Raw genomic sequence first — 12,820 nt, forward strand, 5'->3', positions numbered from 1 at the left:
TTGCTGCGCTTTCTTTTTAAGACATGGAATGTCTCAACCATACCCCTCCTACGGGTGATAGCAATGACCCAAAGGGGTTAAGACGCGCGTTTGAAACGACCCGGCACGCCCGGGTCCACAGGTTGTCAAAGAGCAGGCAGACCGGCCGGGAACCGGCCTGCAACCTGGCATTGCGGTCATACGGCCGCAATGCCAGCCAAAATAAAAAGATGCGCTGCGACGGGGTGATGAGCGACAGCGCACCGTGAAAACACCTAGCCGGGATGAGACATTTCAGCGCAGCAGGCCACCCACCAGCGGCAGCTGCAACGCCTTGTGGTCACCGCTGCCACCCTGGCTGTCGTGTGCGCCTTGCTTCAGCCCGCCGACCAGTCCGGTCACCGGCGCCAGCAGCGCGGTCACGGGACCGAGCGCGCCGCCCGCGGAACCGCCCTCACCGTTGCTACCAGCCTTGGCCAGCGGCAGGTTGCCCAGCAGGCCACCAAGCGGGTTGCCGCCACCCTGACCATTGCCGTTGAGGAGCGCGCCAGCAGCCGCGACCGTCTTGCCGGCCTCAGTCACCACGCCGCCCAGCGGCGAGACCACCGGTGCGTGGGTGTTGCTGATCATGCTGCCGCCTGCAGCCACCGTATTGCCGACCTTGTAGAGCAGGCCGTTGGCCGGCTCGCCCAGGTGCGTGGCCGCTCCCAGTGTCTGCGTGCCGTCGGTGCCCTTGCTGGTCAGCGGCACGATGACTTTGCTGACCGAATTCGTGACCTGCGCGACCGGGCCTTCGGACAGCACGCTTTTCAGCTTGTAGCTGCCATCGTGCACCGCGATGCCCACGTGCCTGACCAGGCCACCCACCGGGGTGGTCACCGGTGCCAGCGGTGCCAGCTTCTCGGTGCCCAGGCCAGACACCAGGTCGCCGCCGCTGATCAACGCCTCGCCCACGTCGTGGACCACGTTGCCGGTGCTGGCCACCGTCACGCCAACCGGGTTGTCGACCGAGCCCATCTGCCCCAGCCCATCGCGCACGCCGGCACCGAGCGAGCCAACCGCCTTGCCGGCCTTGATCACCACGTCGCCGGCGCTTTCGCGCGCCGTGGTGGGCAGCAACGGCAGCGGCGCCTCCTGGATAGTCTTGCCGATGTCACTGATGGCATTGCCAGTGGCCACCACGGTATTGCCCGCGCCTTCGGTCACCTTGGCCGTGGGCGTGGTCTCGCTCGATGCGGACGGTGCCGGGTTGACCGGCGTGTCGGTGTTGCCGCTGTTCGGCCGCGGATTGGCGCCGCTGCCGCCACCGCTGGACGAACAGCCTGCCATCAGCAACGCAAGGGCGGCCACGCCGGCCGCGGCCAGTGAGGTCATGCCATGCTGCGACGGATGCTTGATTTTCATTGCCCTTCTCCTGTCTTGTTGGCCACGGTGCTGCCGGCCGTCTTGTCTTATGTGCGCCGCATGGGATTGCCGACGAGCCTCCCCGGTGTCCCGCTTTGTTCCTCTGGCGGACCGCTCCGAAGCGGAACGGCAAGACCGTGGAACGCGAGATCGTCGGCGCGTCTGGACAACCAATGGCAAGGCGCGTGCCAGCGGCGCCAGCGGTGCCGGCACGGAACCGGCCGCGGCGCTGCAAGCCTTGCCTGGCGCGGATTGCCGGGTGATGCGGGGTAGCTGCGGGCCGGACACAAATGCCGTTGCGGCGCGGACCTGAGGTGTTACGTGCTACGTAACGTGTTCCGGGAACATGGGAACACGGAGGCGCGGATGACCGTGGCGGGAGGCCGTGGCAGTGCGCGGCACGGCGCGCTTGCCTGGCTGGATCGCCATCGTCGCAAGCCCGCCGTTCCGGCTGTCTTGTTCCCTGCAGACGACACACGTTACGTAACGCGTAACGCGCAGCCGCCCTGACACCCCATCCCCGGCAGCGCCGCAAGCAGGTCCCACCGCTTCCCTGGAATCCGCGCCCGGCAAGGCTTTGCGGGCACCACCCCCGACTTCCGCAGGGTCCGCTCCAGGACGCGTCGCAGCGCTGGCATACCGATTGCGCCATATCCGTCACCGCCGCACGCAGAAAACGAACGCGATGCGCGGCCGAGCGATTTAAACGACGGGAATGAGGGAACAGAACATGCGCAAACAACAACTCGCCGTAACGGCACTCCTCGCAACCTTGCTGGCCCTGGGTGGCTGCGCCAGCGGCAGCGGATCGACCTCCATGGGCACCAGCGACACGGCGGGCACCAATGGCGGCGCCAAGACTACGGGTACCGATGGCACTGGCGGCATGGGCGGCTCCGGCGGCAGCACCGACGTGGCCAGCGGTGGTACCGGTGGCACGGGCGGCGGCACGGGTGGCACTGGCGATAACAATGGCGGCAATACCGGCGGCGGCGAAACGCCCACCGCACGGACCCCGACCGCCGAGGTCATCAACAATACTGGCAAGGTGCTCGACAGTACCGGCAAGACGGTCAGCGATCTTGGCGACAAGCTCGGCAGCAGCAACCTGCCGCTGGTGCCGACCCAGACACAAACCGGCCTGGGCGACGCCGTAGCCTCCGCCGGCGATGCCATCGGGGCACTGGCCACGGGCCTGCAATCGGGCCTGGGCAGCATGCCGAACTCGGATAATCCGGTAGGCACCACGGTAGCCAGCACCGGCAACGTGGTCACCGAACTTGGCAAGACCTTATCCAGCACCGGTACCGCCGTCAGTGGCCTTGGCACCGGCCAGCTCGCGCCACTGGCGCCGCTGACCTCGCCGCTGGGCACGGTGGTGAACGAGTTGGGCAAAACGGTGAGCGGCACTGGCGAAACGCTGACCACGGTGCTGTCGACCGGCGCGGTCGAGCAGGTGACCACCACCACCAGCAAGCTGATCGTGCCGATCACCTCGCAGCTGACCGGCGCCGCACAGACGCTCGGCGCGGCCACGGGCCTGGGCGCACCGACCACCAGCCTGCTGGCGGCCGTGGGCGGTGCGCTCGCGACGGCCGGCACCACGCTGCAACAGACCAACACGCCGGTGATCTCGGGCGTCGGCGGCGTGGTGAACGCCACCGGCACGACCGTGGCATCGCTGGGCGGCGCAGCGAACGGGCCCGCCAGCGGCGGCGGCCTGGGCGCGCTGAGCCCAGTACTGGCACCGGTGACTGCGCTGGCCGGGGGGCTGACTGGCGGTGCAGGCGCTGGCGGCACGGGTTCGCCGCTGGCGCCTGTCACCAGCCTGGTCAGCTCCATCACTGGCGGCCTTGGCAGTGCCACCGGCGGCGGCACAGGTTCGCCGCCAGTACCGGTCACCACCGCGGTCAGCGGCGTGGTGAATGGCGTGGTAGGCGGCGTCACCGGCGCCGCGGCGGGCACTGGCACCACCAGCCCGCTGGCCCCCGTCACCAGTGTTGTGGCCGCCGTGACCGGCGGCGCCACCTCCACCGCGGGCAGCACCACCAGCAAGACTTCGACCACCAGCGCCACCGGCGCCATCGGCGGCCTGGTTGGCGGCCTGCTGGGCGGCCTGACCGGCGCGCTCGGCCAGAAGTAATCCAGCCTCAGCCTCTGCCCTGGCGATCGCCTGATCGCGGGCAGCGGAGCACACCAGATTCAACGTAGCGGCCACGCGCTGAACCGGCGGCATCGGACAGCAGGCGCACGGGGGTAGCGGCAATCCCCGCGCCAGTGGCACGCGACGTCAATAGCCGCAGTATTTCCTTACAGGGGTTTTGCCATGCGTGCACGTCATCGCGTTGCCGCGCTGCTGGTCAGCGTCGGCGCGTTCCATCACGGCCTGGCCCAGGCCGATCCGCGCAGCCCGGTCCAGGGCGACCCAACCCAGACGCTCCCGAAGATTGCTCCGGCCCGGCCCGACAGCAGCGTGACCGTGCAGGTCGAACGGCCGCAGGCGGCCATGCAGGACCTGCTCAATACACGCCTGACACCGCGCCGCTTTCGCATCGAAGGCGCGAAGACGCTGCCGTTCGAGGAGGTAGCCGCGCAGTTCAAGCCGCTGGCCAATCGCGAGATCACGGTGGCGCAGTTGCTGGAAGCGGCCAACACGGTGACGCAGATGTACAAGGACCGCGGCTATCCGCTCTCGTTTGCCTTCGTGCCGGCGCAGGACTTTGCCAACGGCGATGTGCTGATCACCGTGGTCGAGGGCTATGTGGCCAAGGTGACGGTCACAGGCAAGGCGGGCCCGGCAGAGGGCCGGCTGCGCGCCATTGCCGAGAAGCTGCAGCAGGACCGCCCGCTACGCCAGGACCGCTTCGAACACTACGTCAATGCACTGGCCCTGCAGCCCGGGCTGCAGGTGGCGGCCACGGTGCAGCCGCCGACCACCACCGACGGCGCCTGCGAGATGGTGCTCGACGTCAAGCGCAAGCCGTTCACCTTCGGCACCGGCATCGAATACATGTCGCCAGGCCTGCGCGCCATTGCCACCGCGACCAGCAACAGCCTGACGCCGCTGGGCGAGCAGATCTCGGTGTCGGCACTGTTCCCCAAGGGCCGCGACAACGAGGAGTACTACGCCGCCAGCTACGCGCAGCCGCTCGGCACCGAGGGCATGATCGCGCGGCTCAATGCCTCGCACTACCGAGGCGTGCCGCAGAACGCCACGCTGGAGGCGATCGGGTTCAACCCGCGCTACGTCAACGACACCAAGCGCATCGGCGGCTCGCTCAGCTATCCGCTGCTGCTGTCCAACGCGCATACGCTCACGCTGACCGGCGGCTTCTACGGCGCCGACCAGTTCGAGCGGTACACCCACACCGCCACCGGCACGCGCGTGACGCTGGGCACCAACGTGCGCGTGGGCACCGCGGAGCTGACCTACGTTCAGCGCGGCGAAGGCGTGAGCCGCAACGCCACGCTCGGCCTGTACAAGGGTTTCGATGCGCTGGGTGCGAGCCGCCAGAACAACACCAACGACCTGAGCTTCTTCCGCACGCGGCTGCTGCTGTCGCAGTCGAAAGACCTGCCGGCGGGCTTCGGCCTCACCGTGGCCGCGGCGGGCCAGTACAGCGGCGACCGCCTGGCCTCGGGCGAGCAGATCAGCTTCGGCGGACGCTTCTTCGGGCTGGGCTATCCCGCCGGCGAAGTGGCGGGCGACAAGGGCTGGGGGGCCTCGGCGGAAATCAGCCGCCTGTTCCTGCCCGACATGACCTACCTGCGCACCATCCAGCCCTATGTGTCGGCCGACGTGGCGCGCGTGTTTTCCAACAGCGTGTCGCTGTCGCACCGCAGCCTGTCATCGGTAGCCATTGGCGCGCGCTTCTCGGACCGGCGCTACTACACGCTGGATCTGTCGGTGGCACAACCGGTAGGTGACAAGCCGACCAATGCAAGCCGTCGGTCGCCGCGGATCAACATGACTTATTCGTACCAGTTCGATTGAGCTGGTCGCGTTTGGGCTGACGACACCAGGTTTCCCTGCACCCGGCCGACGGCAGTCTCGCGTCGGCCGATTTTCTTATCCCGAAGGCTGCATCTGGAGCGAGCACGCGCACCAATCCGCACAGGCAGCGCAGCCCGTGCCGTCGCGCAATTCCGCCGCGCAAGCGCGGCGCCGCACTCAGCTCACGCGGAAACCGATCTTCAGCGTGACCTGGTAGTGCGCGATCTTGCCGTTCGTGATGTGGCCGCGCGTTTCCACCACTTCGAACCAGTCGATGTTCTTGATGGTTTCACCGGCCTTGGCAATGGCGCTCTGGATGGCCTGGTCGCAGCCATCGGGTGAAGATCCGACGATCTCGACCAGCTTGTAGGTATGGTTGCTCATATCCCTCTCCTTGGCGGGCGGACCCGCGGGGGTTCCATCCATCATAGGCGCGGGTGCGGATAGTCCCAAGGGCAGCGGCGGTGCAGCGATGCTGCACCGGATAGCCGGCCGCAGATCCTGTTACACAATCACGCTTTGCCAGTGGCGTATGCGGCTGCTACGCTGCGAACCCGCCCCGACAGCATGCGGCGCGCGGCGCGCGCATGCCGTCATTCACCGACGCAAAGATCCGCCGTGACTTACAGATTCATTCGCCGGGCCGTGCTGGGCCTGGGCCTGGCCGCCGCCGTGTCGGCCTTCACCTCGTTCAGTCCCTTCGCGCTACTGGCGCACGCCCGCTCGGCTTCCACCTTCGACCAGGTGACCGACACCATCGCCAACAGCATCAGCGAGACCTTCAACGAGGCCGTCGCCAACCACTTTCCCGCGCGCACCGGCAAGCCGGCCCAGCCGCCGGATGCGAAGCCGGTGCCGGCCAAGCCGTTTGCCGATGGCAGCGGCTACACGCTGTGCTTCGTGCCCGATGGCGCGAGTTGCCAGGCGCTGCTGATCAATGCCATCCGGAGCACGCGCCATCGCCTGCTGATCCAGGCCTATTCGTTCACCAGCGCACCGATTGCCGAGGCCGTGGCACAGGCGCACCGGCGCGGCGTGGACGTGCGCGTGATCCTGGACAAGAGCCAGCAGGCCGAACGCTATACCAGTGCCACTTACCTCAAGCATGCCGGCGTGCCGGTGGTGATCGACAACAAACCCGCGATTGCGCACAACAAGGTGATGGTGTTCGACGACCAGGCAGTCTTCACCGGATCGTTCAACTTCACCAAGTCGGCGCAGGAGCGCAACGCCGAGAACGGCATGCTGATCCGCGGCGACGCCGCCGTGGTCAGGGCCTACACCGACAACTGGAACAAGCGCTACCAGCAGTCGCGCGCGTACTGACGGCAGCAGCAGGGCGCCCTGCCCTGCACGAAGCGGCGCGCAGTGGCAAACTTGCAGCTTTCCTGTTCAGCCCCCTTCCGGAGAGCCTTTCCCCATGACAGCCATCCCCGACAGCCAGTGGATCCGCGTTGACACCGCCGCGGGCAGCTTCGATGCCTACCTGAGCCTGCCGCCGGCAGGCGTGCAGCCCGGCGCGCCGGGCATTGTGCTGCTGCAGGAGATCTTCGGCGTCAACGAGCATATCCGCGCCGTGGCGGACCAGTACGCCGCCGACGGCTATGCGGTGCTGGCGCCGGACGTGTTCTGGCGCCAGGCGCCACGCGTGCAACTGGGCTACGAAGGCGACGACATGGCGCGCGGCATGGCGCTGCGCAAGGCGGTGGATGTCACCGCCGCGCTGGACGATATCGCCGCCACGGTGCAGGTGCTGCGCCAGCACACCGGCGCCGGCAAGGTGGCGGCGGTGGGCTATTGCTTCGGCGGCCTGCTGTCGTACCTGAGCGCGGCGCGCGGGCTGGTGGATGCGGCCGTGCCCTACTACGGCGGCGGCATCCAGAACCAGCTGCAAGAGGCGGCGAACATTCGTGTGCCGGTGCAGTTCCACTACGGCGCGCTCGACGCGCACATCCCGCCAGAGGCCGTGCAAGGCGTGCGCGACGCCATGGCCGGCAAACCCGGCAGCGAGATCTACGTCTACCAGGGTGCGGACCACGGCTTCAACTGCTGGGCGCGCGGCTCCTACCACCAGCCCAGCGCCGCGCTGGCCCACGGGCGCGCGCTGGTGTTCCTGTCGGAAGCGCTGTAGTCCACCCCGACGCGCTGTAGTCCCACCCCGAGACGCTGCCGCCTTGCCATGGCCGGGCGGCAGCCTTTATCCTCGGCGCTTGGCTTCAAGACTTGCTGGACCCACCATAACAATGGAGACCACACCATGCAGTCAGAGCAGCAGCGCGCCCTGCGCAACACCATTCCCGACGCCATTGCCCGCGCCGTGCGGCGCAGCCCGGGCAAGACCGCGATCCGCTTCGGCGAACGGGCCTGGACCTATCGCCAACTGGATCAGGCCGCGGCCCGCGTGGCCGGCGCGCTGGCGCAATGGGGCCTGCGCCCCGGCGACCGCGTGGCCGCCTTCGGCAAGAACTCAGACGCCTATGTGCTGCTGTGGCTGGCCTGCCTGCGCAGCGGCCTGATCCATGTGCCGGTCAATTTCTCGATGACGCGCGCGGAGGCCGAGTACATCGTCACGCAGTCGGGCGCCAGCGCAATCTTTGCCGATCCGGCGCTGGCCGACCGCGTCGAGGGCCTGCCCTGCAAGGTCAGCGGCACGCTGCACGGCGGCAAGGTGCGCGATGTACTGGCAGCCGCCGCCAGCGGCCCCGCGGCACCGGTGTCCGATTCGCTCACCGACACCACGCCTGCGCAGATCCTGTACACCTCGGGCACCACCTCGGCCCCCAAGGGTGCCGTGCTGACCCATCGCGCGCTGCTGGCCGAATACGTCAGCACCATTGCCGCCTGCGATATCCGCGAATCGGACTACTCGCTGGCCGCGCTGCCCCTGTACCACTCGGCGCAGATGCATGTCTTCCTGATGCCGCTGCTGCTGTGCGGCGGCACCACGCTGATCGCCGACAGCCCCGAGGCCGGCTATTGCCTGCGCACCATCCACGCCGAGGGCATCACCAGCTTCTTTGCGCCGCCCACGGTGTGGATCGCGCTGCTGCGCCATGCGGACTTCGATCCGGCGCGGCTGGGGTCGCTGACCAAGGCCTACTACGGGGCCTCGATCATGCCGGTGCCGGTGCTGCTTGAGCTGCAGCAGAAGCTGCCGGCACTGCGTTTCTACAACTGCTACGGCCAGAGCGAGATCGGGCCGCTGGCCACGGTGCTGGGCCCCGACGAACACGCCGGGCGCCCCGCCTCCGCCGGCCGGCCGGTACTGAACGTCGAGACCCGTATCGTCGACGAGACCATGCAGGACGTGCCGCCCGGCGAGCTGGGCGAGATCGTGCATCGCTCGCCGCAACTGCTGACGGAGTACTGGGACAAGCCCGAACTGACCGCTGAAGCCTTCACCGGCGGCTGGTTCCATTCCGGCGATCTCGGCTATATGGATGCCGAGGGCTACCTGTACGTGGTGGACCGGATCAAGGACGTGATCAATTCAGGCGGCGTGCTGGTATCGAGCCGCGAGGTGGAAGAGTGTCTGTACACTCACGGCGCGGTGGCCGAGGCAGCGGTGTTCGCACTGCCGCACCCGAAGTGGGTCGAGGCAGTGGCCGCCTGCGTGGTGCGCAAGCGCGGCCATGAAGACGCCGCCGAGGAAGAGCTGATCGCCCATGCGCGCCAGGCACTGGCACCGTTCAAGGTGCCCAAGCGCATCGTGTTCGTCGCGGACCTGCCGCGCAACACGGCGGGCAAGCTGCTCAAGCGCCAGCTGCGCGAGGACTACGCGCAGCTGTTCGGCACTTAGTACGGCACGGCTACGCCGTTCTCGACCTTGACGCGGTCGCCGATGCGCATCTGGTAGGCGTTGGACTGCGTCAGCGTCAGGTAGGCGTTGTCGCTGGTGCGCACGCGCACACGGTAAGCCGCGGCCGAGGATCCGGTGCGCTTCTCGACCTCGTTGCCGGCCACCGCGCCGGCAACCGCGCCGCCGATGGTGGCCACGGTATTGCCGCGGCCGCCGCCGACCTGGTGGCCCAGCAGTCCGCCCACGATGCCGCCGACCACGGCGCCCGCGCCGCTGGTCGAAGGCGGCTGGCCGGGCACCACCTCGATCGCCTCGACCCAGCCGTAGCGCACGCCGTAAGCCTGGTTGCCGTAGTTGTTGCCGTAGCTGCCGTCCGGATATGACTGCTGCGGATACGGCTGCTGGGGATAGCCTTGCTGCGGATACCCCTGTTGCGGATACCCTTGCTGCGGGTACCCCTGCGGGTAGCCCTGCTGCGCCGGGTAGCCGCTGATGGTGGTGCTGCCGCCATAGCCGCTGGTGCCGTAGCCGCTGCTGCTATAGCCGCCACCGTAGCTGCCGCCGTACCCTCCGCCATACCCGTTGTCGTAGCCATACGGCGTGGCACACCCGGCCAGCGCACCGGCGCCAAGCACCGCAAGCACAACCGAACGAAGGGGGATGGACATGTCAGGACTCCTGCGCTCTGCGCGTGTTGGGGAATGCGCGCGAGTCTAGGGCCGCCGGCAGCCAGCGGGTGTCACCGGAACCTGTGATTGGTAACTGCCTGTAACTGGCTGGCAGTGCAGGCCTGCCGCGGCTCAGGCGCGCTCGGCGCCGTCGTCGTTGAACTGGGTGATGCGGGCCACGCGGAAAGCGCCGCGCAGCGATTCCAGCTCGGTCCGGTGCAGCATCGCCAGGCGGTTCAGGTAGCGCTCGCCCTTGGCCAGCAGGTGTACCTGCACCACGCGGCGGTCCTCGGGGTTGAGCCGGCGCCTGACCAGCCCCGCCGCCTCGCAGCGGTTGACCAGCGCCACCACGCCGTGCTGCTTGGCCTGCAGCCGTTCCGCCAGTTCGCCGATCGAGGCCCAGTCCTTGTCGGCACAGCCGCGGATATGCAACAGCAGCAGGTACTGCTGCACGGTCAGCCCTTCCGCGCGCGCCGCATCTTCGGAAAACCGCAGGAAACGCCGCAACTGGTAGCGGAAATCCGAGAGCGCCTCGAAGTCGGCCTTGGTAAGCGATGTGGATTTCCGGGACGGGACGGACTTGCTGGGCATAAGGTGGCGAAAAAGCGCAAAGGAGGAGGAAAGCGCAGGAACCACGCGCAATACCACGGGTGCGCGGCCGGTCCCGCAACCGGGCGCACGCAATTATAGGGGCCGCGCACCGAGGCGCCAGCACAAACATGTCCGCCAGCTCATGTGCCCGGCGCACGGTTGCATCGTGCCGGCGTCAGGCTATGGCAGAATCTGTGCGGTTGCAGACACCTTCACCCGTCACCGGAAAACGCACCGATGTTCTCGGAAATCGCTCTCTTCCTGCTGGATACCGTCTTCACCCTGTTCGGCATGGCGCTGTTGCTGCGCGTGTGGATGCAGCTCACGCGGCTGCCTACGCGCAATGCGGTGTCCCAGGGGGTGTTCCAGATCACCGACTGGCTGGTGCGCCCGCTGCGCCGGGTCATCCCCGGGGTGGGCGGCATTGACTGGGCCACGGTGGTGGGCGCATGGCTGACCGCGATGGTGTTCCTGGTGCTGGTCGCGCTGCTCAGCGGCATCGACTTGCTCGGCTTCCTGCCGGCCATGCTGCTGACCGCCCTGCTCTATGTGCTGAAATGGACGATCAGCCTGGTAATGTGGGTCACGCTGCTGATGGCGATCCTGTCGTGGGTCAACCCGCATTCGCCGATCACCCCGGCCATCGACCACCTGACCGCGCCGGTGCTGCGCCCGATCCAGCGCGTGGTACCGCGCCTGGGCGGCTTCGATGTTTCGCCGCTGGTACTGTTCGTGATCGCGCAGATCCTGCTGATGGTGATCGCGCGGCTGGGCGCCAGCATCTTCGGCATGCACTACTGAGCCAGCGGCGGCTCGGCACATTGTCCAGAGCCCTGGACAGTGTGTCGAGAATTGACCCTTTTTCTGCCCCGTGTGAAGTCCTACATTGCAGGCATCGTGGCGCTTCCGCCACGCACCCTGCCTGAGAAGGACCACACACCATGAAGACCATCGCCCAACGCCGCAGCCTGGCGCTTTCCCTGCTGTGCGCCGTCAGCCTGTCGTTTGCCGCGGCCGCTGCCCACGCCTCCGAACCCGTTTCCGACATCGCCCGCCTGGACGGGAGCATCGCCCACGCCGGCAAGGCCGATCCGTTCCTGGACGGCGCCAGGCTGGGCAAGGCCGACCCGTTCACTGACGGCGCCAGGACCACCGACCGCCGCGACGCATTCACCGACGGCGCCTGAGCTCCTGCCCTTTCCGTTGTCCGTTGCCACGGCCCCGGCCGTGGCGGGCCCGGCCCGCCAGCGCCCTCAACCCGCCGTGCGGGCCTCTCCTTCAGCCTGCCCGCTCGCGGCTGCTTCCACCCCCATCCCCCCGTCCAGGCCCGCCTCGGGCTCCAGCTCGGACACCATCATCGATTCGATCGCTTCCATGAAGGCCCGCACCTTGCGCGGCTGCAGCCGCCGGTCCGGCAGCAGCGCGAACACGCGCAGCGGCGGCAGCGGGTAGTCAGGCAACACGCGCACCAGCCGCCCCTGCGCGATCTCGGCCTCGCAATAAATGACCGACAGCCGGGCGATGCCCAGCCCCGCCAGCGCGCCCTGCAGCCGCAGTTCGGCGTTGTGGGTCTGCATGCGCGGACGGATAGGCACGGACACGGTCTGGCCATCGCGGGTGAATTCCCAGACGGTGTCGCCGGGCGTGGTCAGCGTCGGCATATTGGCCAGGTCTTCCGGGCGCAACTGCGCCGGCAGGCTGGCCGCCAGCGCCGGCGCGGCAAACAGGCCGCGCTCGACATGGTAGATGCGGCGCGCCACCGTGCCGGAGTCCGGCAGGTCGGTATCGACGACGACGAAGGCCACGTCAAACCCGTCGCGGATCGGGTCGACCAGGCCCTGGGTGATTTCCACGGCCACGTCCAGCGCCGGATGCGCCGCCAGCGTGCGGCAGATCACGCCACCCAGTTGCTGGGCGCCGAACTCATAGGGTGTGGCAATGCGCAGTACGCCCTGTACGCGCTCCTCACGCGCCAGCGTTTCCTGGCGGATCTCGCGCAGGCGCGCAAACAAGGGGGCGACATCGCGGTAGACCGCCTTGCCAGCATCCGTGAGGCGCATGCGCCGCGTGGTGCGCTCCAGCAGCTTGGCGCCGATGGCGGTTTCCAGCCGCGCCACTGCGGCCGAGACACGCGACTTGGGGCAGTCCAGCTGCTCCGCCGCGGCCGTGAACGTCCCCTGCTCGACCACGCAGCAGAACGCCTCCCAATCATTCCATTGGATTGTTTCGTTCACCGGACAATGTTTCCCTGACAAGCTGTAGTTCCCGACGGCAGGCCTACATTATGCTTGAGCGATGCAACAAACGCCTGTCCCCGCTGGACCGGACGCCTCAGCCCCCGCAGTTCCAGCAGCCCTAGCCCCCGCCGCCCCCACCCCCCAGCGC

The 12,820-nt window shown here is 68.1% G+C and carries 12 protein-coding genes; 7 read left to right on the forward strand and 5 right to left on the reverse strand.

Features of this window, described 5'->3' with window-relative positions; translation table 11 throughout:
- Positions 1-273: 273 nt before the first annotated feature.
- Positions 274-1,383, reverse strand: a complete 1,110-nt coding sequence (locus AC3WRI_RS25070; RefSeq protein WP_011616396.1) for a collagen-like triple helix repeat-containing protein — start codon at positions 1,381-1,383, stop codon at positions 274-276.
- A gap of 730 nt (positions 1,384-2,113) precedes the next feature.
- Here AC3WRI_RS25070 and AC3WRI_RS25075 point away from each other — a divergent pair.
- Positions 2,114-3,526, forward strand: coding sequence for a collagen-like triple helix repeat-containing protein (locus AC3WRI_RS25075; protein WP_037024324.1), 1,413 nt, complete (start codon positions 2,114-2,116; stop codon positions 3,524-3,526).
- A 183-nt stretch (positions 3,527-3,709) separates the two neighbouring features.
- Positions 3,710-5,377: a ShlB/FhaC/HecB family hemolysin secretion/activation protein gene (locus AC3WRI_RS25080; RefSeq protein WP_492294277.1), complete on the forward strand. Its 1,668-nt coding sequence runs from the start codon at positions 3,710-3,712 to the stop codon at positions 5,375-5,377.
- A 177-nt stretch (positions 5,378-5,554) separates the two neighbouring features.
- Here AC3WRI_RS25080 and AC3WRI_RS25085 read toward each other — a convergent pair whose 3' ends face one another.
- A complete protein-coding gene (locus AC3WRI_RS25085; protein WP_010809809.1) occupies positions 5,555-5,761 on the reverse strand; it encodes a dodecin in 207 nt (68 codons plus the stop codon).
- Positions 5,762-5,995: 234 nt separating this feature from the next.
- Between AC3WRI_RS25085 and AC3WRI_RS25090 the strand changes: the two genes are divergently transcribed.
- The 3 genes from AC3WRI_RS25090 to AC3WRI_RS25100 all read left to right on the forward strand — a co-directional run bounded on the left by AC3WRI_RS25090 (position 5,996) and on the right by AC3WRI_RS25100 (position 9,176).
- The gene (locus tag AC3WRI_RS25090) at positions 5,996-6,703 is read left to right on the forward strand and encodes a phospholipase D family nuclease (protein ID WP_492294279.1); all 708 of its coding nucleotides are present in this window, start codon (positions 5,996-5,998) and stop codon (positions 6,701-6,703) included.
- A gap of 94 nt (positions 6,704-6,797) precedes the next feature.
- A complete protein-coding gene (locus AC3WRI_RS25095) occupies positions 6,798-7,508 on the forward strand; it encodes a dienelactone hydrolase family protein (protein ID WP_010809807.1) in 711 nt (236 codons plus the stop codon).
- Positions 7,509-7,634: 126 nt separating this feature from the next.
- Positions 7,635-9,176: an acyl-CoA synthetase gene (locus AC3WRI_RS25100; RefSeq protein ID WP_010809806.1), complete on the forward strand. Its 1,542-nt coding sequence runs from the start codon at positions 7,635-7,637 to the stop codon at positions 9,174-9,176.
- Here the strand turns inward: AC3WRI_RS25100 and AC3WRI_RS25105 are convergent.
- Both AC3WRI_RS25105 and AC3WRI_RS25110 read right to left on the reverse strand, forming a co-directional pair.
- Positions 9,173-9,844: a glycine zipper 2TM domain-containing protein gene (locus AC3WRI_RS25105; protein WP_010809805.1), complete on the reverse strand. Its 672-nt coding sequence runs from the start codon at positions 9,842-9,844 to the stop codon at positions 9,173-9,175. The two genes, AC3WRI_RS25100 and AC3WRI_RS25105, sit on opposite strands and share 4 nt — an antisense overlap.
- 132 nt (positions 9,845-9,976) lie before the next feature.
- Complete coding sequence (locus tag AC3WRI_RS25110) at positions 9,977-10,435, reverse strand: MarR family winged helix-turn-helix transcriptional regulator (RefSeq protein ID WP_010809804.1); 459 nt, start codon at positions 10,433-10,435, stop codon at positions 9,977-9,979.
- A gap of 237 nt (positions 10,436-10,672) precedes the next feature.
- On the opposite strand from AC3WRI_RS25110, the gene AC3WRI_RS25115 reads away from it, so the two are divergent.
- Positions 10,673-11,236, forward strand: coding sequence for a YggT family protein (locus AC3WRI_RS25115; protein ID WP_010809803.1), 564 nt, complete (start codon positions 10,673-10,675; stop codon positions 11,234-11,236).
- A gap of 140 nt (positions 11,237-11,376) precedes the next feature.
- On the forward strand, positions 11,377-11,622 hold the full coding sequence (locus tag AC3WRI_RS25120; protein ID WP_492294281.1) for a hypothetical protein: 246 nt from the start codon (positions 11,377-11,379) through the stop codon (positions 11,620-11,622).
- Positions 11,623-11,688: 66 nt separating this feature from the next.
- Here the strand turns inward: AC3WRI_RS25120 and AC3WRI_RS25125 are convergent, their stop codons facing one another.
- The gene (locus AC3WRI_RS25125) at positions 11,689-12,669 is read right to left on the reverse strand and encodes a LysR family transcriptional regulator (RefSeq protein WP_058698582.1); all 981 of its coding nucleotides are present in this window, start codon (positions 12,667-12,669) and stop codon (positions 11,689-11,691) included.
- Between the last annotated feature and the right edge of the window lie 151 nt (positions 12,670-12,820).

This window comes from Cupriavidus sp. FW305-27 (genome assembly GCF_058787995.1).